This is a genomic window from Marinobacter sp. LV10R520-4 (assembly GCF_002563815.1).
Lineage (GTDB): Bacteria > Pseudomonadota > Gammaproteobacteria > Pseudomonadales > Oleiphilaceae > Marinobacter.
Genome location: NZ_PDJM01000001.1, coordinates 175,215 through 195,446 on the forward strand (window position 1 = coordinate 175,215; position 20,232 = coordinate 195,446).

Genomic DNA, 20,232 nt, shown 5'->3' on the forward strand with positions numbered 1-20,232 from the left:
GACGGATTTTAAATCCGTCCCCATGTGTGGGTTTAGGTCGGGGACGGATTTTAAATCCGTCCCCAAGTGTGGGGTTAGGTCGGGGACGGATTTTAAATCCGTCCCCTTGGAAATCCGTCCCCCGTGCGTTATCAGACTGGATTGGTCGCCAGAATCTTTTTCAGAAAGTCCTGTGTGCGGGGGTCTTGCGGGTTGGAGAAGATCTCGCTGGGTGGGCCTTGCTCCACAATCTTACCGCCATCGATAAAAATCACTCGGTCAGCGACATCGCGGGCAAAGGACATTTCGTGGGTGACCACCATCATGGTCTGGCGTTCCGATGCCAGTTGTTTCATTAGCCCCAACACTTCTTCCACCCATTCTGGATCGAGCGAGGAGGTAGGTTCATCAAACAGGATGACTTCGGCTCCCGTGGCCATGGCGCGGCCGATACCCACCCGTTGCTGCTGGCCACCGGACATTGACGCAGGATAGGCATCTGCTTTGTCTGCAAGGCCGATACGTTCAAGAATCTCCCGGGCGCGCTGGTAAGCTTTTTCTTTTGGCCACTTGTCGACCACCACCAACCGTTCGGCAATGTTTTCCAATGCGGTTTTGTTAGCGAACAAGGCGTAATTCTGGAACACAAAAGCAGTTCGGCGACGCAGTGAGAGAATCTGTGCCCGGCTTGCCCGGTTCACATCCACCGTAAGGTCGCCGATGGTAATTTTGCCCGCCGTGGGGCGTTCCAGAAAATTTAGACAGCGTAGCAGCGTGGATTTACCGGTTCCCGAGGGACCAATAATAACAATGATTTCGCCCTTCTCGATGGTCAGATCAATACCGTCGAGCACCACAGTCTTGCCAAAGTGTTTGCTCAGAGCTTTAAGTTCAATCATCGGCTATAGGCCTTATTCAGGCGAATTTCCAGATACTTTTGCAATTGTGAAAGTATCTCGACCACGATCCAGTACATCACAGCGGCGACGATGAACGCCTCAAAATACAGAAAACTGCCGGCGGCTTCTTTCTGGGTGGCCCCCATCAGTTCGGTGACCCCGAGGGTAAACGCCAGGGAAGTAGCCTTGATCATATCGATGAAGTAGTTCATCAGTGTGGGCAGGGCAATCCGGGTGGCCTGGGGCAGAATAATGCGGCGCATCAGCTGGCTATTGGTCATGCCAATCGAGACCGCGGCCTCGGTCTGGCTGCGATCTACGCCAATGATGGCGGCGCGGATCGATTCCGCCATATACGCTGAAAAGTGCAGGGTCAGGCCCATAATGGTCGCGGTGACGCCGTCTATCACGGTTAACACGCTGAACAATTGTGGCAGCCCGTAATAGAACAAGAACAACTGGACCAGCAGTGGCGTACCCCGGAAAAACGAGATGAACACGATGGTCAGCTGATTGAGTACCGGGATGCCCAGCACTCGCACCACTGCGAACACGCAGGCAAGAATCAATGCCATTACCATGGCCACCCCCGCCAGTTGCAGGGTAAGGGGCAGATAGCCAAGCAGAACAGGCACCAGCCCGAGCATGTACTCTACGTTCAGAATGCCCATAGGGTGTCAGGCCTTGTGGTGCCTATCATGGCTGGGTGATGTCAGTGCCGAACCATTTTTCGGAAATGGACGCCAGAGTGCCGTTTTCCCGCAGCGTTTTCAGGGCCTGATTGACCTCGTCTCGCAGAGCTCGCCCTGTTTCTGTGTCTTGGAACGGATAGGCGTTGGTGATTTGTGAGAAGGGCTTACCAGCCAGTGCCAACGGCAGGGGTTTGTCTTTGATGATCTGACTGGCGCTGACCCGATCCATCACAAAGGCATCCACGCGGCCCAGGGCGGTATCGCGCTGAATATTGCTCTCGTAGGTTTTGATGTTGATCTGGTCGGCGTAAGGCAGTTCACGCAACAGTGTTTCGAAATTAGAGCCGAGGTTCACCGCGACCGTTTTGCCTTTGAGATCCTCGACATCCTGAACCTCGGTATTACCTTCTTTAACGACTACTTGAGCGCCGTCGTAAACGTAGGGTTCACTAAAAACATACGCCTGCTGCCGTTCTTCGGTGATGGTGATCTGATTGGCGACGGTGTCGATTCGCCCGGTTCCCAGCATGCCAAACAGCCCCGAGAAATTCGCAGTCTGGAAGGTGATCTCGCGCCCCATCTCCTTACCCAGGGCGTTCATGATATCTACCTCAAAGCCTTTGAGTTCGTCTTGTTCCACGAAGGTAAACGGGAAATATTGCCCGGACATGCCTACTCTCATTGGGTCTTCCTGAGCGAACAATTGCGGGCTGAACATGAGCGATAAAGCCATGAGTGAGTTAACTAGCCAAAATTTCATAACGTCTCCTGAGTTTTTTGCCCGTGCGTCAATTATGGGCCGGACCGTAAGTGAGCCATCGCCCAACATACAAGAAATGGGCAGCAAAATCTTTGTGGGAATTATGGATGCTGCTCAACCACACCAATTCCATTGTAGACTTTGTCATGATGAATGACCTAAGACGACAACGCGGTGAGGATTGGTATGGGTGACACTATTAGCAATCCCCTGATGAAGCCATGGAAGCGAGGCATGCGGCCATGGCTACTCTTTATTCTGCTAATTGCGCTGGTTGCTCTTCTTATTGTTCGTGATGACCTGCGACAAGACGCAGCTGAAAGCGGCGAAACCGCAGTCCGTTACCTCGCCTTCGAGAAGCTAGGCTGGTCACCGAGAGAGGTCTTTGTCTGGCGTTTGCGCCTGGCGGGACTGCTGGACAGCCCGCTGGGGCAGGAATGGACCGGGGCCGTTGAGCGGGCGAGTGACAAGCCTGTGCGAGTTGGCGATCAGTACCGCACCTCTGAATTCTTTGCGGATGACCAGATTGAGGCGCACGTTTATCAAGTCACGCTTGAGCGGGGAGAATTGCTGATCTGGCAACTTAGCCGTCAGGATATGTCCGAGAGTCGGTTGTACGCCAGCGTGGAACGGCACGACAGCGACGGCCAGGGCTGGCCAAACGTCGCGTACCTGGAGGCAGATGGCGCAACCAAGAGCCACGTTGTGTCTTCATCGGGCGACTACCGCATCGTTCTTCAGCCGGAGTTGTTCGCCGGGGTGGCGTATTCGCTGGCCCTCGCTCATGGCGGCTCCTTGCCGTTTCCTGTAGTGGCCGCATCCCAGCGCGATATAGGCAGCCGCTTTGGCGCACCTCGCGATGGCGGTGCCCGGGAGCATCATGGCGTGGACATATTTGCCAAAAGAGGAACGCCGATTAAAGCGGTCACGGATGGCCATGTTAGGACCGGCACAGGAGGCATTGGCGGCAATCACGTGTGGCTATCGGGTGGTTTGCTGGGACTGGGCGGTGCCCGCTACTACTACTACGCCCATCTGGATTCATTCGAAATTGAATCCGGCGACAGGGTTAAAAAAGGCGAGATACTGGGATACGTGGGCAACACCGGTAACGCCAGAACGACGCCACCGCATCTGCACTTTGGAATATACTCAGGCGGCCCGATTGATCCGGCGCCTTTTCTGAAACCGGAACCGGTGTTGCCTGATCGATGATGGCTGATTGGCAGGTTTGTTTTAACAGCGGCAATTACAGTTCCACCGCATCATTCACGCCTTCATCGTCGTCGTATTCTTCCGACCGGATTTCAAGCAGTTCTTCCTGGTAGTCATTCATTTCTACGCTCCGTCTCTGTTTTTTTACAGCATGGGGCGTGATTGTTACCGGCTGATGACGGAAAACTGGAGTAAGCAGCGTGTGATTAGCTTGGTAGCCTAATCGTTAATACAGCTCGAAATGGTGCAGCTCCAGGGTCACAGAAAGTCGATATATTCTTTGAGTCTTGAAACTGTTTGGGGCAGCTGCTGCTTTTGCAACGTTTTCAGCAGGGTATCAACATCTACGTCAGGATTTCTCAGGGCCATTCGCTGATTGTGAATAGCTTTACAGCAAACCGTTGGGGCCATGTCGATCTGATAAAGGATAAAATCGTCGGGATGAATGGCGTCAATGCCATAAGGATTTAATAACGCCTTCGGAAAGTCTTTCAGATTAAAAGTTACGATTGCGTTGGCACTGCAGCGTATGGCTGCCGCCAACACATGTCTGTCATTAGGATCAGGTAGTTCAAGACTGTCGATAAGCGATTCATAACCATAAACTTTTGCGTCGCGAACGTGACGATCCATTAGGTCCCTTGTACGCTCTAAAGATTCACGGGAGTGTTTTTGAGCTCGCAGCAACGCATTGATCCACTCATTATGAATATGATCGCTCCAATGCGCTTTAAACAAATCAGTCAGTGCAAGGCGCATAAGCGTATCTCGTAAAGGTGCTGGATACAGCACGCACGCATCATACACAACCGTGAACTTACTCATAAGCCACTAATACCCCATGCCTTCTTTTTGCGAAAGTTGCGCCAACTCGTCTAACGCCAAAGATCGCTGGTTATCTGTTTTTTCTTTGAAGGCTAAAACGTCTTGCAGTTTTACGCGCCGATGAGCACCTACTTTACCGAAGGGAATCTCACCGTCCTCAAGCAGCCGGACAAGAAACGGACGACTTACATTCAGCAGGTTGGCTGCGTCTTGCGTGCTGATCTCCTGGTGATACGGAATCAAGCTTATGGCGTTGCCCTGAGATATTTCCGAAAGCACGTCCAGCAGGATTTGCAGCACATGCCCGGGCAACACTAATTCATCAGATTCCCCGTTGCTGCCGCGAAGAGAGAGATTTACTCGATCCACATCGGCGTATTTGGATAAAGTACGACTAGAGAGTTTTGCTTGCTCTACTTCTACCGGTGTAGGTAAGTGAACAATTTTTTGCGCAGACATCGAATGCCTCCTAATACTAGATAGTTAAAGCGCAGTGGCGCCTTGATCCAAGTATACACAGTGCAAACGAAATAAACGAAACGCCGCGATTTCCCGCTTGACCTCGATCGCCGGGAAGAAGCCTTTGGTCAGGTCTGACGTCAGAGCGGAATAGCGTGACGGGTTCCGTCTGGCAGCTCAATGTCTAAGCTAACTTTGGCGCCAGCGCCTTCCACATATCGCTTAACCGAAGACAGTTTCAAATCTTTTCCAAGCTTCTCCATGCTGGCGATTGTAGGCTGAGTGACGCCCATGGCTTCTGCCATATCATTTTGCGTTTTTTGCAGTAACACGCGAACTTCAGCCAGGTGGATTTTCAGTAGAATGCCTTCCGCCTTAGCTTGTGCTCGCTTTACGACGTCCGGCTTTTCGCTCGCCAAAAGCGTGTCCAGAGAATGTGCCATATCATTTACCTCGTTGGAGCTCGTCCAGATGCGCTGAAAATTCGCGGTCGGCCACGGAAACCATGTCTTCATAAAAACGCTTTTCTTTACCAATCTTTTCTCCGGCGCAAAGAATGATACCTGCCCGAGTTGGATCAAACGCAAAGAATGCTCGAATTGGATTCCCCTTGCTCTGAACTCTTAGTTCTTTCATGTTGCTGTGTGCAGACCCGTATACACTGTCGGCATAAGGCCTTGATAGCATCGGCCCTTTCGCTTGCAGAACTAATTTTCTGCCAAGACGTTTTCCCGATCGGTATCATCAAGACTCATGTACCACTCATCGAATTTTTTTGTTGTTTTAATCTGCCACATAAAACACCTGAATTATAGATCGCAGACTATATAGATTGCAATCGATATCAAGGCATGACTCGCTGCTATTTTCTTGGACGACCAAGTGTATATAGTTAGTCATTAGCTACTCCTTGCTGCGGGCGCACAGAATCCATTCTGTGCAGGGCGGTTCTAGTTTGGCGAAAATAGATCTGTTCCGGCTTGTACGTTCAGGACTAGCGCCATAAGTGATTGGCCAGATCGGTCCGGTTTTCGCGCTTGATGGCTTCGTAGTCTTCTTCGTTCATAGTGCGCCAGTATAAGGGGTCTCGTCCTTTCTTCTCGTCTTGGGCGCGGGTGGTGAGGTCCAACTGACGACGGGCTTCGAACAGGGGAATATCCGGCAGCGACTTGGTCACGTCCATGTACTGGCGAATCAGGTCCCAATAGGCCAGCACGTCTTCGCGGTTGGTGGTGGCGGCGAGAAGCTGGTTCATGGGCAGGGCCCATTCCTGAGTCTTGTGGACCAGAACCAGCCGGTACCAGATATTGCCCTGATGATCCGGCAGACTCAGCAGGTAGCCGTCCCATTCATGAAAAGGGGCCTGCCCCCGGATTTCTCCTGACTGGTCTTTCTTTTCCGGGTTTTTGAACAAGGTCACCATGCCGGTGCGGCGGTTAAGCTCCCAGAGAGGGCCTTTGGGTTCCTGGTAGACTAGTTTGGGGTATTTTTTCTCGAGGAAGCGGCCGATACCCCAGCAGAGGAGCATGGGTAGGAAAAAATAAGCCAGGAAAGGGAAGATGCCATCCCAGAAATACTTTTGAAAATTCATGTATTCTGGCAATTGGGTCCAACCGAATACGATGACCAGTAAAAAAATCGGAAATAACCAAGTGAACAATATCCGCCCTCCGTGCTGCATCCACAGCAGAGCCCAGCTTACTTTGGGCAGAGTGGCGTAGCGTATGCTGTCGCCATTGATCCATCCAACCGGGTTAAACGGCTCGCCCCCGGCCTCAGCCTCAGTTTTAAAGCGACCAAGATTCTCTTCGTCCTCCCTGACTTCCTGGGGCCCCCAAGTTTTGAGAAAGTTCGGGGGGTAAACACCGGACAATTTTCCCTTCGGCAGCGACGGCCCCATGGTCCAGCTTTTGCGGAACAATGTGCTCTGTTGGCTGGGCTCCGCAAATTCCGGGGATTTACGGTTGCTACGGTAGGCGGTGGGCGCGTAGTCGAAGTCGTCCTGAACGGCAGTCATGTGCCTTCCTCCGCTTTATGGGTCTGTTCATCCGCCCAAAAAAGCTGATCGGTTTCATTGAAGTCTGGTTTGCCGTGTACCGCCAGATCGAAGGTGACCGGGTCGTGCAGCTCTGGAGCGGGGAACACCAGGTTGCGAGAGCCTTGACCGTAGTCCCAACTGCTGTGCCATTGAGCCCGGACCAGCACCTCGCTGGTTTTTACACCCTCCTGGCCCCGGAAGTTCTTGAATGTCACCCGAGGCGGTAGGGCCAGGTAGTAGACCTTGCCACCAGGCAAGGACTGCTCCAGCACGACCCTTGGCTGTTCCTGCAAGATTTTCCGTTGGGTTTTCGGACCACGCTGCGTGGGCTTGCGGGTGACCTGCACCGGACGCATGGCGACGGTCAGGCTGGCCTCGTTTAGCATGGCGGTCGCATTGTTTTCCACTCTTACCACCGTGTTGATTTTTGCAAACTCGCTGTCCTGGCGAGGGTCTATGGTGTACCCCTGACCTGCCAGTTTGGCTGACATGTTGTGGGCCGTCTCGATGGTAATACGAGGACTGGCTAACAAGTCCACCAGCCGGTAGTACGTTTCTTGCGGGTTGTTGGCCAGGTGAAGATAGGCATCATCCTGTTCTGGCCCGAACGGTCCACGCTTTAGCCAGTCTACCAAGGGCGGGTCGTCCAGCACTATTGCAAGTAACCCGGCCCCGATAGCCAGGGTGGCACCGGTCACCACCCAGCCCCAGGGACCCAGACCCAGCAGTATGGGAGCTATGCCCGCTTCGGTCATTTTCGCCATCATCAGGCCGCCCATTAGCATCATGCCGCCTCCGACGGCTGAGGCCCCGTAAGCTGCAGCGGCATCCATATCGCCGGTATCCCACTCGTGGGCCATGTCCAGTAATGACACCGACATGGTGAGCCCGGCTGTGACGATGCCCCCGAGCATGCGTTTTGTTACTATTTCTGGAATTGCGCGGGCCAAAGAAGGTAGCGCTCTTTGAAAGACTGGATTGGTGGTTTGGAAGGCTTTCTCACTTAGTTTAGGCGACACCTTGCCCCATATTTTGAGATCCATACTTAGTCGTTCTGCAGCGATAGTTCCCGCGAAGATCAGATCAGCAACGGCGCTAATGCTACCTCCAACTGCTCTTGCACCACCTTTCTGCACCAAGGTAATTTTAAACAGACTGAGTTCACTCCAAATATTATGCCCCTCAATTACCAACACCAAATAGGGCACTCGTATTCGACTAAAAAGTTCATCCCACCGTTTCAGCCTGCGCATATCCCGCTGAGCTCGAACCACCTCGGAGGTCTCGGGAGCGGCGTATACATGCATCCGCCGGGCTTCGGCGGTGTCGGCCAGATCGGGGATAGCGGATTTTCGGGTACTGGCCAGGGGGTTGCCGTCAGCATTCAGGTATTCTCCGTAGAAGCGCCGGTGGCCATTGGCTTTGTGGGTGTATTCCCGGTCTGTTTCTGTTAACCCCATGTCCAGGCCGGACGCCGGGTCGCGCAGCCCGAGGATAATCCAGCCCTGTGGGACGGCATTGCGGGCGACCATCTGGACACTTCCCAACAGAGCGGGGTCGCGCGCCTTGGCCATCCGTAGCAGGGGGCCGTAAAGTCGGCTCTCGAGCCTGTAAGTCTGGGACTGCAGCAGTGAGGGTCTGTACTTCGTCCGGTTGCGGTAGCTGGTCGGGTAACTGCTCCAAGTCGGCAGGTCGGCAGCGACCATCGCCACACTCTGCCCGGTTCCCGCTCTCGGTGGCTGCGCTGCCCACTTCATCTGACTGCTCCGGCGGGAACAGCATGGCGTGCAAGGGCTGATCACTGCCGTCTCCAACAATTTTCAGGACCAGATCGTTGGCGTCCCGCACTTGGGCTTCGCTGGTGGGGGCCGAACGCGCGAGGTGATCGCAACTGTTGGGGTCTAAGGCCAGGACATGGAACAGATCCCGCGTGAGGGCAAAACCCTCGAGATAGTCGGCACCGGAAAGGCTGAACAGGTCTGCCATGGCGACCTGATTATCGGTTTGCCGGACCAGGTCCACCAATTGTTTCTGGGCTCCGGCCAGCTCCTCCCTCGCAAGCTGGCGTTGGGCTGTCAGAAGGTGGGCGTGCAGAGGGCTGAAGCGGCTGGTGTCAATCTCTTCCAGGTACCGGTGCAGGGGATTGGCCTGGCCCCCCAGTCGCTCGGGCCCCATCAGCCGGTAGACTACCTGAGCACTGTCGCTATGGGGCTTCTGCCCTATCGCTTCCAGCAGGCTGGTTAAAAACCGCTGGGCTTCCAGTGCTTCGATCAGGCAATGCCGCAGGCGGAACAGGCGGTCTTTCAGGATAATGCCGCCATAACCCTTCTCCCGCGGGGCGGAAAGAATGTCCTCAGTGGATTCCAGTGTTTGCCAGAGGGAATTTTCTTCAGCACCGGATGTTTCATCCATGAAGGCCGCTGCTCGCGCTGCGGGCGCTCGCCTTAGGGGAGCGTCCCGGTAACGCGCGGCTTCCCATGCGTCCTCTCCAGATTCCTTGTCCGCGGCGAAAGCCTGAGCTTCTTTACGTGCCTGTCCGTAAAGGTTTTTTGCATATTGGCCGCGTAAATCATAAACGCTGCTCCAGGGTTTCGGCAGATGCTGCTCCAGATAGGGTTCCCGAAAACTCATTTCAGGAAGTTGTAACAGGGAAATCAGGTGACCCGGCGTCTGCCGATCGCTCAGTTGCGAGGCGACCTCCGGCGCTGGCTCCGGCCCCTTTAACCCTTGACACCTTTCGGCCCGAGCCGAATCAGAAGTCTCTAGATAAGCAACACGCCGCGAGGACCACTGTACTTCAGAGAACGCCATCTGGAATTCACAAAGATGAGATCGATTCATTTCGCTGACCGGCATCCAGATGGCCTGTTGAGGCTTTCCTATGGCTGGTCGCCGATTTTCTGTCAGACAAGATTCGTCGCTGTTTCGGTAATCCGTCAGACGAATATCCAGAAACTCCATTGTTCTCGAATCGGAGTAGCGAACTTCCAGCTCCCGCCAGAGACGCCCCTTTCTGAATACGTAAATAAAGCCCGGGCGCACAGGTACCAAATGTTCGTTCGGGTGACCGGGCTCAGGCTCGGGATCGTGAATGAGTGTCAGGGGAACCAGCGGCAGGATACGATTCCACTGTTTTTCCATTTGCCTTTCGGTGGCGGAAACCGCGTCAAACAGCGGCACCCGCACAGGAGCGCCCTCCTCTGCATCAATATCCAACCAAATATTCCTTGCAGGCTGGGCCTTCCATGGCCAGACATGCAGCAAGCTGTTGCCGGGCTCATCCAGTGAAACCTGGTTCTCCAGCCACTCCTGCTGTTCGTTGTTACGCTGGTCAAAGATCCGGAACGAATGCCCCTCTGCGGAACTTTTCCCAATCACCTCGATGATCAACGATTCGCCTTCGCAGGCCGGGCCACAGCTTCCTGCTGTCTGGGTAGACGTGGTTTCAGACATCCCTGTGATTCCTTTCCCTTAAAACAATAAATTCATGGTCAGGCGCTGGCGTCATTCAGTGCCAGCCACTGTTGCTCGTTCAGTGTCGGCATCGGTGACATGGCAATCGGCTCCGGGTTTTCATCTATTACCCAGCGCTGCTGACCGGGCTTGCCGTGCCAGTACAAAGCACGCTCAATTATATTGGCCTTCGGCTTTGATTTTACCGCCAAGCGGTGCCAGATTTTTGGGTCGTAGAGCCGCAAAAGCCCTTTCCGGTTGCCGTCGAAACACACGGTCAGCCGGGCTCTTAACCAACTGGCTACAGCATCCAGGCCCTGTGTAGACTCTAAAAATAACCCGCTCAATCTTTCTTCTTCAAGGCCCATCAATGCCCAGCGATATTCTTCGCTGTTCTGTGCCGTTTCCAACAGAACCGGGCTTTCATCCAGGTAGGTTTGCCACTCGCTGTCCGCAAACAGATAAACCCATCGAGGATTATCGGAAATATTGTAGAGCGCCTGAAGCAACGTCTTTTTCTGCCGGGATTCCAGAACCAGATAGCGCGCATCGGTTGAGCTAATCATGGTGTACGACCTCTCCATTTATAGCTGCTGCGCTCGACCACACGGGCAATTGCTCAAGGGGCAAGAGCCGTCTGGCCGTTCCTGACACTGCTCCACCACCGCAGACCTGTTCATTCTTGCCTGCTTCAATCGATGGGCAACTATTGGTTTTGGTTTGGCATTCGGCCGCTGGCCAACATCCGCCAACTGCACAGGTGCCACCGCCCCACCGTTCTTCTCCACCAACCCCGGCATCTCCGGCAACTGAACCTTTTGTCCACTCCCCCCACCCGCCGCGCCACCGGCGTTCATTTTGATCGCAGCACCGCCCATAGACACGCCACTGGGGTCGATCTTCACAAAGCTGCCGCCGGCTTTGAGGTGCAGTGTGCCGGTTACGCTAAAGCTGTGGTCTTTGCCTGTGCGCTCGCGCTTTTCTCCGCCTATGGTTTCGTGTTTGTTGGCTTTGACGTGGCTTATCCGGGTTTTCTCTATGGTCAGGTGGCTGTCAGAGTTGATGACTTCGGTGCGGTTGTTTTCGGTGAGCAGGTCCAGATTTTTCTGAGCGTGAATATAAACCTGCTGTTTATCGGCTTCGTCTTCAAAGCGTAATTCGTTGCTGCCCTCGCCCTTGTGGGTGCGAGTTTTCAGGAAGGTGCAGGTTTTGTGTTGCGGCAGGGCGTAAGGCGGCATGCTGGTGGCGTTGTAAGTGCAGCCGGTGATGATGGGCTGATCCGGGTCGCCATCCAGGAAGGAGACGATGACTTCGTTTCCGATTCTGGGCAGGGCCATAAAGCCGTATTGACCACCAGCCCAACCTTGACTGACCCGGAGCCAGGCGCTGCTGTGTTGGTTATTCGCGCTGCTTTCGGCGTTGCCGGATAGCGGCCGCCGGTCCCAGGGGAAGCGGACTTTTACCCGGCCGTGTTGGTCGCAGTGGATTTCTTCGCCCTCTGGGCCTGTGACTATGGCCACTTGTGGCCCGTTTATCACCGGTCGGGGGCGGGAGCGAGATTGGGGACGGATTTGAAATCCGTCCCCATCGGGCAGATCGGAGACAGGTCGGGGACGGATTTGAAATCCGTCCCCTTGAGATAGATCAGGGACAGCAACATCGGGGACAGATTTCAAATCTGTCCCCTTGGCGGAGTACATCTCGGGTCCAAGGTGGGGACGGATTTGAAATCCGTCCCCTTGGGGTAAATCGGGGCGCCAGGTTTTATTGGCTGGCATGGCGCTGAACGCGTTATGATAGGTGGTGGGTTCGGCGCCGGCTTCCTGTTCCAATGCCTGAGGCTGTTTGCCGGTATGGGTGACGCTGGTTAGCAGCCAGTCGCGGTTCATGCTCTCGTGATTGTGACTGTTGAACTTAACTTTCGCACCGCAGGTGAAATCTGGCCGGTTGCTGGCGCCAGTGGGTGCTGGCGTCATTTCGCAGTGCATCCAGACGTACCCGGGTAAAGCGCTGGCCGCTTGCGTCGGCTTTGAATCGGCCGGGGTAGTCGAAGTGTTGGTAATCCTGGCGTTGGTTTTCGAGGGCCGCATGGTGTTCGTGCATCATGGCGTAAGCTGGGTTTTTGAAGGTGTAGTCCTTCATCACCACGGCCGAGGCCTTTACCCGCTCTTCAGAGCGCAAGCGAAAGACGGCGGGTTGCCGGCTACTGCCGCCCGCTTTGGCGTTGTATTCCGCGGCGTCCAATCTTGGGGCGTTACCGTGATGGTCTGCAAAAATAACCCTTGGCTGCTGGCTGGCGTCGATGCTGCCGTGACAGTAGCGGTAATGCCAACCTTCTTCCGCCGCCAGGCGTTGGATAAAGGCCAGATCGCTCTCCCGGTGCTGAACGCAGTATTCCCGAACGTCGCCACGGCACTTCAGTTGAAACGCTACAGCGGATATTCCGCGTTCTTGCAGAAGCGTGCTGACGATAAACTCTGTGGTCTGGCCCTGAAAAATACGACTGTTGTACATCAGCTCAAGGCGCCAAAGGGGCGACTGCAGCACGATTTCATAGCGGGTGCGGTGATGGCCGCTGTCACAAATGACAAACTCGCTGACCACACCGGTAAAGCGCCGCAGTGGCTCGCTGTGCTGCCAAATCACCAGGTCAACCGATTGTTCCAGAACATTGCTGGCATCGATATCAGAATCGGTGCTGGCCAATTGCAGACGACCGCAGAACAGCTGTGAGAGGCTTTCTGTTAGCTCGAAACCGACTACGGAGAATACGTCTGACGGAAAGTCACCGACTTGTGCGGTGAACTGCAGTCCATTTGCTTTGGGCATATCTTCAATCCTTGAAGGTATGTGTTTGGGTGATGTTAGTCTATTTTGGGTGCGCGGCGCTGTCGAGCGTGTCGCAAATCATGCGGTAGGGGACAGACTTCAAGTCTGTCCCCGGAGATGAGGGGACGGATTTGAAATCCGTCCCCTGGGAACGAAAAAACCCCAGATTGTTTCCAATCTGGGGTTTTTAAATTTGGCGGAGCGGACGGGACTCGAACCCGCGACCCCCGGCGTGACAGGCCGGTATTCTAACCAACTGAACTACCGCTCCAAGCTGAAACCGCGTGTGCGATCTTTTCAGATTGCTCGGTGACAACGAGGGCGAATTGTATAGATACCCCACTTTATGTCAACGGTTTTTATGAATATTTTTTATTTTACGGCATTCAGATTTCTGGCATGGCTGCCACAGAGCCCGCTCAATCAGACTCAGGCTGGGCAACGACCGCCACGGGCAGCGTGAAGTAAAAACGGGTGCCGCCGTCTACAGGGCGTTCAAAACCAATTTCACCGCCCTGGGCGTGGATCAACGATTGGCAGGTGGTCAGGCCGATGCCCATGCCGTCGCTTTTGGTGGTGTAGAAGGGCAGGAACAGCTTTTCCTCGGCGTCGTCTTGCAGACCAATGCCGTGATCGCGCACCTCGATGCGCACGAAGCCCTGTGCGGTGAGTGTTGCGCTCACCTCCACCGGTACCGCCGAATCAACACTGCGGGTAGCCTCCAGGCCGTTGCGGATCAAGTTAAGGGCTACCTGCTGGACCTGAATCGGATCTGCCAGCACGTCGGGCAGGTTTGGGGCCAGAGTCAGCTCTATTCCGCCTTCGTTATTGCGCATGTCGACTTCCGCGAACTGGCGGGTATCTTCAAGCAAAGCGGCGATAGCGACAATTTCTTTGCCGGTGGCGGGCTTTTTCATAAACCGGCGGATACGGCGGATGATTTCACTGGCCCGATGCGACTGGGCTTCTACTTTGTCCATGGTTTGCTGCAGCAAAACTAAATCCGGCTCTGCTTTGCCCACCAGGCGTTTGGCCACGCGGGCGTAATTGGTAATAGCGGTCAGCGGCTGGTTCACTTCGTGGGCAAAACCTGCGGCCATTTCGCCCATGGTGGTCATGCGCGAGGTATGGGCCAGCTGGTCGCGCTGCTCTTGCACCGTGGCGCGAGCTTCTTCCAGCGCCTGTTCATTGGCCAGTTCTTCGGTAATATCGCGAAACACCACAACGGCGCCGTGCAACTCGTCGGCATCCTGTTTGGGCGATGAACGATATTTTGCCCGAAACGCCGACCGGTCTACGCGCAACATCTGAATATCGCGCTGTGCTTCTGCAATACCATGACGACAGGTGGCCTGAACCGGCAGGGGTTCCTTGTCATCAGCTGCGGGGGCAAAGTGCAGGTCAAAAAAACATTGGCCAACCAGCTCTTCAACCGGCGCATTCATAATCTGGCCGGCAGCAGGGTTGGCAAATTCAATGGTGCCGTTTTCGTCGAGGCCGTAAATGCCCTCGCTGATGGCGTTAAGAATACGGGACTGATCACTTTGTAATTCACGGTTGCGCGCCTGAAGTTCGCGCTCAAGGCGAATAACTCGGGCGTGGGTTTTTACCCTCGCGATCACTTCCTGTGACTGAAACGGCTTGGAAATGTAGTCGGCGCCACCCAGCGAAAACCCTCTTACCTTAGCGCTCAGGTCGTCAAGCGCTGACAAGAAAACCACCGCGCAATCGGCGGTGGCCGGGTCAGCTTTCAAACGCCGGCAGACTTCATAGCCGTCCATTTCCGGCATCATGATGTCCAGCAGAATCACTTCTGGCTGATGACAGCTGGCCAGTTCCAGCGCTTTTTCGCCTCCGTTGGCGATCAGCAGCCGATAGCCTTTGTCTTTCAGAGTCTCATAAAGCACTTTCAGGTTCTGGGGATTGTCATCCACTAGCAGAACCGTTACCTCACGGTTGTCGATGACGGAATCAGTCATATGCAAGAAGCCGGTTACCAAAGTAACCGTATGATGCCGCTCGGATCATCGTGGGTCGATAAGGTTCTTTACTGACAACACCATACGGACCAGATGTGCCAGTGAATGGGTGCCCATCTTGTGCATCACCCGGGAACGGTGAATCTCTACGGTGCGCTGGCTAATTTCCAGCTCTATGGCAATCACCTTGTTGGCCTGACCGGCAATCATACGGTCCATAATTTCGTGTTCGCGGGGAGTCAGGCTTTTTACACGGCGCACAATTTCCTGCTTCTCACCCAGGGTTTTGCGCTGCTGGCGGTCTTGCACCAGGGCAGCTTCGATCTTTTCCAGCAGAGCTTCTTCGCGGTAGGGCTTCTGGATGAAGTCTATGGCGCCTTCTTTCATGGCGTCTACCGCCATGGGAACGTCGCCGTGGCCGGTGACAAAGATAATCGGCAGAATCGAGTGTTTGTCGTTAAGCTTTTTCTGCAGCTCCATGCCATCCATACCCGGCATGCGGATATCCAGCACGATGCAGCCCGCCATGGCGTCAGAATAGCTTTTCAGAAACGCGGTAGCGCTGTCGTAGGTTTTTACCGGTTTGTCGTCTGACTGCAGCAGCAACTCCAGTGAGTCGCGCACCGCTTCGTCGTCTTCAACCACGTATACCGTTTGCTGGATGTCCGTCATGGCGCTGTAATCTCCTGTCCGTTTTTATAGTGCTGGTCAGTGAATGGACGGATCTTTGTTGTCATCCCGACTATGTTCCTGACGCTCGTGTTCACGCATTTTTTCTAACCGCTGCTGAATAATGCCAAAAACGGTGCCTTTAGGGTACCTGCCTTTGCTATCGGGCGTGCCCGCTGGCGTACCCATCAGCATGGCTACGGCTTCTTCCACGTGGCTGACAGCGTATACATGGAAGTCGCCGGCTTTCACAGCGGCAACCACTTCGCTGTCTAGCATCAGGTTTTGTACGTTGCTAGCCGGCATAATGACGCCCTGGTTGCCGCTGAGGCCACCCTTAAGCTGACAGGTGGTGAAAAAGCCTTCTATTTTTTCGTTCACCCCGCCAATCGGCTGCACTTCGCCAAACTGGTTAATAGAGCCAGTAATGGCCAGATCCTGCCTGACCGGCAGCTGCGCGATAGACGACACCAGGGCGCACAGCTCTGCTAAAGAGGCACTGTCGCCGTCTACTTCGCCATAATTTTGCTCGAATGTAAGGCTGGCCGACAGGTGCATTGGGTCGTCTACGGCAAACCGCGACGCCAGCCAGGACGTCAGAATCATCACGCCTTTCGAGTGAATGCTGCCGCCCAATTTTACGTCCCGTTCAATATCAATCACGTCGCCATCACCATAATAGCTGCTGGCGGTGATGCGGTTCGACAAACCAAATTCGAAACCACCGGTAGAAAGCACTGAAAGCGCGTTAACCTGGCCAACGCAGGTGCCGCCTGTGGTCACCAAGGTGGTGCCATCGCGGATGGAATCGTAAAAATGGTCGCGAATTCGGCTGTTGCGGTAACGGGCGCTCACCAGAGCACGCTCTACGTGCACATCCTGAATCTGTTTGGCCGCGGCTTGGCGCGCCCAGTAGTCTGACTCGCGCAGCAAATTTGCGATGTCGGCGGCGTGCAACGACAGGCGGTTCTGATGTTCAGCCATGCGGGCACTTTGCTCAATCACTCGCGCCACAGCTTTATGGGTGCAGTGCAGCAGTTTTTTCTCGACCACCAGGCTGGCAATAAACTTGGCGTAGGCCAACTGGCTGTCGTCGTTGCGATACATCTCGTTTTCGAAATCTGCGGTCACGCGGAACAGTTCTGAAAACTCGGGATCGTATTCCTGCAGCAGCATCCAGGTTTCACGGTCACCAAACAGTACGATTTTCACGTCCAGTGGTACCGGTTCGGGCTCAATGGAGATGGTGCCCGACAGGGTCAGCTCGCGCTCCAGGGAGTTAATCTGAATACAGTGGGACTGCAACGCACGCTTTAGGGCGTCCCAGGCGAACGGCTGCTCCAGCACTTTTGTGGCGTCCATCAACAGATAGCCGCCATTGGCGCGGTGCAGGCTGCCTGGGCGAATCAACGAAAAGTCAGTAAACACCGTACCTTTATAAGTAACGTTTTCAACGTAACCGAACAGATTGTGATACGTGGGATTGTCTTCCACTTCCACCGGGATCTCTTTGGTTTTCTGATGTACCAGCAGGTTCACCAGATAGCGCCGCGGCATTTTCTTGTCCAGTGACGCGTAGGCAATGGTGGCCTGCTCGTCATCGTCATCTAGAAAAATCTCCAGATTCTCGGACAGATCTTTACGCACTGCTTCAATAAATCCGGCCACCTCTGGCAGGTCTTTGTAACGTTCTTTCAACTCGTCAATCTGGTGACCGGTAACGCCCTCCAGAGTTTCCTGGTTCAGCGATTGTTGTTTATCCGCGTATTCCTGTTCCCAGTCGGCTAGTTTGCGCAGGGCGCGGCGCAGACGTTTTTCCAGATTATTGACAATCTCTTCGAACTTTTCGCGTTGAGCGTCCGTCAGGGCCTTAAAAGACTCTGCGGTATGAGCTTCATCACCACTCATAGCCACCAGCCGATAACCGCCCGGGGTGCTTATGGTCAAGCTGACCTTTTGACGTTTGGCCTGCTTCGCGACTTTTTCCAGCTCGCCATCCTGAAGTGCGGTGTAATCGCTTTTCAGCTTTTCAGCACGTTCCAAAAAGCCATCACTATCGAAGGTTTGCGGGATCACCTTTACCAACCGGCTCATCAGCTTTTCCATATCGCGCTTCAGCTGTGTGCCCTGCCCGGCCGGCAGCTTTAGCAGCTTTGGCACCCGCGGCTCTTCAAAGTCGGCCACGTAGCACCAATCGTGGGACTGCTGATCGGTATCTTTATGGTGCTCCAGGTACCGCAGCATCATGGTGCGCTTACCCAGGCCATTAATACCGACCGCATACACGTTGTAACCACCGTGGGGCATGGCCAGCGCAAAGCGCACCGCTTCCTGGGCGCGGTTCTGACCCACAATTTCAGCCAGGGGTTCTAACTGACGGGTGCTTTTAAATGGCAAATCTTTCAGAACACAGGCTTTGTAGAGCTGATGCGGAGGCAATGACTTCAAGGTTTAATCCTGTAACAGTCGGAATACAAAGATGACTTACTGCACACGGCGGCAAGTCCAATTGAATAATCGGACCATTGTACATTTTTTAGAGGCGAGGGGCTGTTGCAAGCCGTTTAGATCAGACCGTTATCGAGACTGGCCGCAACGTACAAGCCCAACTCTTCGCACTGCTGTTCAAACTCATCGGCGTAATTGCCACGGCACAGCAGAGGCTCTTGCACCAGTTTCCAGCGCAGGCCGGTGGTGATGCTGTCAATCGCACGGCGGGTGCCAGTGCCGTCATGGCCGGCACGAATATAAAAGGTAAAAGGCAGGCCCTGGGTTTTTTCCAGGCACGGATAATAACAGCGATCGAAAAAATCTTTCAATGCGCCGCTCATGTAACCGAGATTTTCGGTGGTGCCGAGAATAATCGCGTTGCAAGCCAGAACATCGTCGGGGCCGGCATCCAGTGGAGCAAGAACCTTTACCTCAACATTTTCAATATCGCTATGGCTAGCGCCAGCAGCAACTGCGTTGCGTAATTTGAGGGTATTTGGCGATGGAGCGTGGGCAACAATCAATAGTTTTTTGGCGCTGGGTTTTCCGACTTCTGACTGTTCAGAGTCTGAACCTTTAGAGTCTGACTTTTTAGAGTCTGGCATAGCCGGCCTCACTTTTAGTGCTTGTCAGCGCGCTGCAATCAACAGCGCGCTGACAAACTAACGGTCTTACAGTAGTTCGTCGCTGGATTCTGCAGGCGCCACTGCTGCATCCTTTCCTGCATCCTTTCCTGCATTTTTCCCTGCATTTTTCCCTGCACCTTTTTCCGCGTCTTTCCCTGCATCTTTTGCCGCGTCTTTTTTCTCCGGCTTGGGCATCAGTTTGTCGCGCACCTTAGCTTCAATTTCTTTCGCCATTTCCAGGTTTTCTTCCAGGAATTTGCAGGCGTTGGCTTTGCCTTGGCCAATTTTGTCACCGTTGTAGGCGTACCAGGCGCCAGCCTTATCTACAAAGCCTTCCTTTACACCCATGTCCACCACTTCGGCCATGCGGTAAATGCCCTTGCCGTACAAAATTTGGAATTCGGCCTGGCGGAACGGCGGTGCCACTTTGTTTTTAACCACTTTCACCCGGGTTTCGTTACCGGTGACTTCGTCGCCGTCTTTCACTGCGCCAATGCGGCGGATATCCAGACGCACAGAGGCATAGAATTTCAACGCGTTGCCGCCGGTAGTGGTTTCGGGGCTGCCAAACATCACGCCTATTTTCATGCGGATCTGGTTGATGAAAATCAGCAGGACGTTGGCATTCTTGACGTTGCCATTCAGTTTGCGCAGAGCCTGTGACATCAGGCGGGCCTGAAGACCAACATGAGAGTCACCCATTTCGCCTTCAATTTCAGCTTTTGGCGTCAATGCGGCAACGGAGTCCACGACGATGACATCCACCGCGTTGGAGCGCACCAGCATGTCGCAGATTTCTAACGCCTGCTCACCGGTGTCGGGCTGGGAAACAAGCAGCTCATCAACGTTTACGCCCAGCTTTTCAGCATATTGAGGATCAAGGGCGTGCTCAGCATCAACAAAAGCACACGTTTTGCCCTGCTTCTGGGCTTCCGCAATAACCTGCAACGTCAGCGTAGTTTTACCAGAGCTTTCAGGGCCGTAGATTTCACAAACCCGGCCGTAAGGTAGGCCACCAATGCCAAGAGCAACGTCCAGACCAAGAGAGCCGGTAGAAACGGACGGGATTGCCTCACGGGGGTGGTCGCCCATCTTCATGATGGCGCCTTTACCAAACTGGCGTTCAATCTGGGTTAGAGCGGCGGATAAAGCTTTCTTGCGGTTGTCTTCCATAGGTACGAACCTTCTTCAAAATGGTACGTTAGAATAATATGCTGAATAGTGGGCTGATAGGGTGCGCCGGTAATATGATGCGCTAATCTAAACTTGGGAACTGGCTGCCCCGGAAAATAACTGTATATTTAACCAGCATTAAACCA

The 20,232-nt window shown here is 54.2% G+C and carries 16 protein-coding genes, 1 tRNA gene and 2 pseudogenes; 1 reads left to right on the top strand and 18 read right to left on the bottom strand.

From position 1 onward, the window contains the following. Positions 1–131: 131 nt before the first annotated feature. Genes ATG98_RS00830 through ATG98_RS00840 form a run of 3 tightly spaced genes read right to left on the bottom strand, consistent with a single transcriptional unit; the run spans position 132 to position 2,330 of the window. Entirely contained in the window at positions 132–878 is a 747-nt protein-coding gene (locus ATG98_RS00830) for an amino acid ABC transporter ATP-binding protein (protein WP_098421923.1), read from the bottom strand. Continuing rightward, complete coding sequence (locus ATG98_RS00835; RefSeq protein ID WP_098419071.1) at positions 875–1,549, bottom strand: amino acid ABC transporter permease; 675 nt, start codon at positions 1,547–1,549, stop codon at positions 875–877. Before ATG98_RS00835 ends, ATG98_RS00830 begins: the two co-directional genes overlap by 4 nt. 25 nt (positions 1,550–1,574) lie before the next feature. After that, a complete protein-coding gene (locus ATG98_RS00840) occupies positions 1,575–2,330 on the bottom strand; it encodes an amino acid ABC transporter substrate-binding protein (RefSeq protein ID WP_098421924.1) in 756 nt (251 codons plus the stop codon). 186 nt (positions 2,331–2,516) lie between these two features. On the opposite strand from ATG98_RS00840, the gene ATG98_RS00845 reads away from it, so the two are divergent. Continuing rightward, positions 2,517–3,545, top strand: coding sequence for a M23 family metallopeptidase (locus tag ATG98_RS00845; protein ID WP_098419073.1), 1,029 nt, complete (start codon positions 2,517–2,519; stop codon positions 3,543–3,545). A gap of 258 nt (positions 3,546–3,803) precedes the next feature. Here the strand turns inward: ATG98_RS00845 and ATG98_RS00850 are convergent, their stop codons facing one another. From ATG98_RS00850 to recA, 15 genes and pseudogenes are all read right to left on the bottom strand, one after another. Continuing rightward, positions 3,804–4,370, bottom strand: a complete 567-nt coding sequence (locus tag ATG98_RS00850; RefSeq protein WP_098419074.1) for a PIN domain-containing protein — start codon at positions 4,368–4,370, stop codon at positions 3,804–3,806. 6 nt (positions 4,371–4,376) lie between these two features. Beyond that, positions 4,377–4,829: a helix-turn-helix domain-containing protein gene (locus tag ATG98_RS00855; protein ID WP_098419075.1), complete on the bottom strand. Its 453-nt coding sequence runs from the start codon at positions 4,827–4,829 to the stop codon at positions 4,377–4,379. Between the two features lie 140 nt (positions 4,830–4,969). Further along, positions 4,970–5,272 (bottom strand): helix-turn-helix domain-containing protein, encoded by a 303-nt coding sequence (locus tag ATG98_RS00860; protein ID WP_098419076.1) that lies wholly within the window; start codon positions 5,270–5,272, stop codon positions 4,970–4,972. A gap of 1 nt (position 5,273) precedes the next feature. Next, positions 5,274–5,626, bottom strand: a pseudogene (locus tag ATG98_RS00865) (type II toxin-antitoxin system RelE/ParE family toxin). A gap of 197 nt (positions 5,627–5,823) precedes the next feature. Beyond that, entirely contained in the window at positions 5,824–6,846 is a 1,023-nt protein-coding gene (locus tag ATG98_RS00870; protein ID WP_098421925.1) for a hypothetical protein, read from the bottom strand. Beyond that, positions 6,843–8,327, bottom strand: coding sequence for a hypothetical protein (locus ATG98_RS21770; protein ID WP_098421926.1), 1,485 nt, complete (start codon positions 8,325–8,327; stop codon positions 6,843–6,845). Before ATG98_RS21770 ends, ATG98_RS00870 begins: the two co-directional genes overlap by 4 nt. Next, on the bottom strand, positions 8,245–10,320 hold the full coding sequence (locus ATG98_RS00880) for a hypothetical protein (RefSeq protein WP_098421927.1): 2,076 nt from the start codon (positions 10,318–10,320) through the stop codon (positions 8,245–8,247). Before ATG98_RS00880 ends, ATG98_RS21770 begins: the two co-directional genes overlap by 83 nt. A 38-nt stretch (positions 10,321–10,358) precedes the next feature. Further along, a complete protein-coding gene (locus ATG98_RS00885; protein ID WP_098424343.1) occupies positions 10,359–10,886 on the bottom strand; it encodes a DUF4123 domain-containing protein in 528 nt (175 codons plus the stop codon). Positions 10,887–10,904: 18 nt separating this feature from the next. Beyond that, positions 10,905–13,149, bottom strand: a pseudogene (locus ATG98_RS00890) (type VI secretion system Vgr family protein). Positions 13,150–13,343: 194 nt separating this feature from the next. Then, positions 13,344–13,420, bottom strand: a tRNA-Asp gene (locus ATG98_RS00895). A gap of 148 nt (positions 13,421–13,568) precedes the next feature. Continuing rightward, entirely contained in the window at positions 13,569–15,128 is a 1,560-nt protein-coding gene (locus tag ATG98_RS00900; protein WP_098421928.1) for a response regulator, read from the bottom strand. A gap of 45 nt (positions 15,129–15,173) precedes the next feature. Next, positions 15,174–15,800 carry a response regulator FixJ gene (gene fixJ / locus ATG98_RS00905; RefSeq protein ID WP_098419082.1) on the bottom strand — a complete coding sequence of 209 codons (627 nt, stop codon included), beginning with the start codon at positions 15,798–15,800 and terminating at the stop codon, positions 15,174–15,176. A 36-nt stretch (positions 15,801–15,836) separates the two neighbouring features. Further along, the gene (locus ATG98_RS00910) at positions 15,837–18,245 is read right to left on the bottom strand and encodes a Lon protease family protein (protein ID WP_098419083.1); all 2,409 of its coding nucleotides are present in this window, start codon (positions 18,243–18,245) and stop codon (positions 15,837–15,839) included. A 116-nt stretch (positions 18,246–18,361) separates the two neighbouring features. Beyond that, positions 18,362–18,892, bottom strand: a complete 531-nt coding sequence (locus ATG98_RS00915; RefSeq protein ID WP_098419084.1) for a flavodoxin family protein — start codon at positions 18,890–18,892, stop codon at positions 18,362–18,364. 66 nt (positions 18,893–18,958) lie between these two features. Next, positions 18,959–20,086: a recombinase RecA gene (gene recA, locus ATG98_RS00920; RefSeq protein ID WP_098421929.1), complete on the bottom strand. Its 1,128-nt coding sequence runs from the start codon at positions 20,084–20,086 to the stop codon at positions 18,959–18,961. Positions 20,087–20,232: the final 146 nt, after the last annotated feature.

What these genes read in the sequence shown, in the direction of transcription:
- ATG98_RS00855 (WP_098419075.1), bottom strand. Translation starts at nt 4,829, where the DNA reads ATGTCTGCGCAAAAAATTGTTCACTTACCTACACCGGTAGAAGTAGAG.
- ATG98_RS00830 (WP_098421923.1), bottom strand. Translation starts at nt 878, where the DNA reads ATGATTGAACTTAAAGCTCTGAGCAAACACTTTGGCAAGACTGTGGTG.
- ATG98_RS00900 (WP_098421928.1), bottom strand. Translation starts at nt 15,128, where the DNA reads ATGACTGATTCCGTCATCGACAACCGTGAGGTAACGGTTCTGCTAGTG.
- ATG98_RS00915 (WP_098419084.1), bottom strand. Translation starts at nt 18,892, where the DNA reads ATGCCAGACTCTAAAAAGTCAGACTCTAAAGGTTCAGACTCTGAACAG.
- ATG98_RS21770 (WP_098421926.1), bottom strand. Translation starts at nt 8,327, where the DNA reads ATGGGGTTAACAGAAACAGACCGGGAATACACCCACAAAGCCAATGGC.
- ATG98_RS00845 (WP_098419073.1), top strand. Translation starts at nt 2,517, where the DNA reads ATGGGTGACACTATTAGCAATCCCCTGATGAAGCCATGGAAGCGAGGC.
- fixJ (WP_098419082.1), bottom strand. Translation starts at nt 15,800, where the DNA reads ATGACGGACATCCAGCAAACGGTATACGTGGTTGAAGACGACGAAGCG.
- ATG98_RS00860 (WP_098419076.1), bottom strand. Translation starts at nt 5,272, where the DNA reads ATGGCACATTCTCTGGACACGCTTTTGGCGAGCGAAAAGCCGGACGTC.
- ATG98_RS00850 (WP_098419074.1), bottom strand. Translation starts at nt 4,370, where the DNA reads ATGAGTAAGTTCACGGTTGTGTATGATGCGTGCGTGCTGTATCCAGCA.
- ATG98_RS00885 (WP_098424343.1), bottom strand. Translation starts at nt 10,886, where the DNA reads ATGATTAGCTCAACCGATGCGCGCTATCTGGTTCTGGAATCCCGGCAG.
- ATG98_RS00840 (WP_098421924.1), bottom strand. Translation starts at nt 2,330, where the DNA reads ATGAAATTTTGGCTAGTTAACTCACTCATGGCTTTATCGCTCATGTTC.
- ATG98_RS00870 (WP_098421925.1), bottom strand. Translation starts at nt 6,846, where the DNA reads ATGACTGCCGTTCAGGACGACTTCGACTACGCGCCCACCGCCTACCGT.
- ATG98_RS00880 (WP_098421927.1), bottom strand. Translation starts at nt 10,320, where the DNA reads ATGTCTGAAACCACGTCTACCCAGACAGCAGGAAGCTGTGGCCCGGCC.
- ATG98_RS00835 (WP_098419071.1), bottom strand. Translation starts at nt 1,549, where the DNA reads ATGGGCATTCTGAACGTAGAGTACATGCTCGGGCTGGTGCCTGTTCTG.
- recA (WP_098421929.1), bottom strand. Translation starts at nt 20,086, where the DNA reads ATGGAAGACAACCGCAAGAAAGCTTTATCCGCCGCTCTAACCCAGATT.